This window comes from Lactobacillus nasalidis, from assembly GCF_016587775.1.
In the GTDB taxonomy this organism is placed as follows: domain Bacteria; phylum Bacillota; class Bacilli; order Lactobacillales; family Lactobacillaceae; genus Lactobacillus; species Lactobacillus nasalidis.
In genome coordinates this window covers 1-2021 of record NZ_BOCG01000250.1, presented here as the reverse complement: position 1 = coordinate 2021, position 2021 = coordinate 1, and the positions used below count along the sequence as shown (strand labels likewise).

Below are 2021 nucleotides of genomic sequence, written 5' to 3'. Positions count from 1 at the left end.
AACAAAATCATTCGCATCATCAAGCGCCGGCGGCCCCGGGTGGTCGTTATCGGCGGCGGCACCGGCTTGCCCGTGATCCTGAACGCCTTGAAAAAGCAGGACGCGGAGATCACGGCGATCGTGACCGTCTCAGATGACGGCGGCTCCTCTGGAGTCATCAGAAACTACATCAACGTCGTGCCCCCGGGCGACATCCGGAACGTTCTGGCGTCTTTGAGCGACCTGCCGGAAGAAGAAAAGAAGATCTTCCAGTACCGGTTTGACTCCAAGGATTCTTTTTTCTCCGGGCACGCGATCGGCAATTTGATCATCGCCGCCTTAAGCGAGATGCAGGGCAACATTTTTGACGCGGTGCAGACCCTGTCGGCTATGATGAAAATTGACGGCCACGTTTATCCTTCGGCCAACGAGCCCTTGACTTTGAACGCGGAGTTCATGGATGGCACGGTCAGCAAGGGGGAAGTGGAGATCACCAGCCAGCACCGGCAGATCAAGCGAGTCTGGGTGACGGCCGATGACGGCGAGCCGGCGGCCCCGAGCCCGATGGTTGACGCCATCATGCAGGCGGATGCGATCGTGCTGGGGCCAGGGTCCCTGTTCACCTCGATCTTGCCGAACCTGATGATCCCGAACGTTGGCCAGGCCATTCGCGAGACCAAGGCTGAGGTCGTCTATGTCTGCAATATCATGACCCAGGCCGGGGAAACGGTAGGGCTCAGCGATGCCGACCACGTCCGCATCATCAACACGCACCTGGGCGGCAACTATATCGACACGGCCTTGGTCAACGGCGCCCAGATCGACATGACCAAGTTCCATCCAGAAGATTACGACGAATACCTGAAGCCGGTCACCAATGATTTTGCCGGCCTGCAGGCGCAGAACTGCCGGGTAATCACGGATGATTTCATCGACCAGCGCAGCGGCCTGGTCTTCCACGACGGCGACAAGGTTGCCCGGGAAATCATCGACCTGGCCTTGCAGGAAATGTTTAAGAGAAAGTAGGAAGTTAATGGCAAGCTATGCCAGTGATGTCAAAAAAGAGCTGACTTCAATCGAAGTCCATCCGGAGCACGCCAAGGCGGAACTGGCGGCTTTCCTGCGGATGAACGCGGTCTTGAGCCGGCACGACGGGCAGATGAGCCTGGATATCGTGACGGAAAACCCGGCGATTGCCCGGCGGATTTTCTCCCTGATCAAAACCGCCTACGGCTTTGAGCCGCAGCTGATCGTCACGCGGAAAATGAAACTGAAGAAGAACCACCAGTACCTGGTCAGAGTGGCCCAGATGGTGAGCGAGATCATGGCCGATCTGGAGATCTATTCGCCAGAAAAAGGCTTTATCACGGGCGTGCCGGACAAGATCAAGCATTCCGAGCAGCGGTCGATGTCTTATCTGCGCGGGGCTTTTCTGGCCAGCGGCAGCGTCAACAATCCCGAGACCAGCCGCTACCACCTGGAAATCTACTGCACTTATGCCAACCACTGCCGGGACTTGCAGGAAATCATGAACAAGTATTTCGACCTCAATGCCAAAGTGACCGCCCGCCGCAGCGGCTGCATCGTCTATTTGAAAGAAGCCGAGAAGATTGGCGACTTTCTGCATGTGGTCGGAGCCGTCAACGCCATGCTGGCCTTTGAGGATTTGCGGATCATGCGCGACATGCGCAATTCCGTCAACCGCTTGGTCAACTGCGACACGGCCAACCTGCGCAAGACGGCCAGCGCGGCGGCCAAGCAGGTGGAAGACATCGAGCTGATTGAGCAGAAGCAGGGGCTGGAATCCCTGCCAGAGAAGCTGGCCAGCCTGGCCCGCTTCCGCCTGCAGCATCCGGAATTGTCGCTCAAGGAGCTGGCCCAGCAGGTTCCTGACGGCCCGATTTCCAAGTCCGGCGTCAACCACCGTTTGAAAAAGCTGCATGAGATCGCCGAAAACCTGCGCTGATCAGCTAAAATTAAAGACAAAACAAAAAGCCAGACGACTTAGTCGTCTGGCTTTTAAAATGCGGCAAGCTTATTTG

Annotated in this window: 2 protein-coding genes; both read left to right on the top strand. The window is 57.0% G+C overall.

The window, feature by feature from the left end; all coding sequences use genetic code 11:
- The coding region (locus lacNas_RS04190; protein ID WP_201346626.1) for a gluconeogenesis factor YvcK family protein at window positions 1-1005 on the top strand (1005 nt) is incomplete at its 5' end.
- Between the two features lie 7 nt (window positions 1006-1012).
- On the top strand, window positions 1013-1945 hold the full coding sequence (gene whiA / locus lacNas_RS04185) for a DNA-binding protein WhiA (protein WP_201332166.1): 933 nt from the start codon (window positions 1013-1015) through the stop codon (window positions 1943-1945).
- Window positions 1946-2021 lie beyond the last annotated feature (76 nt).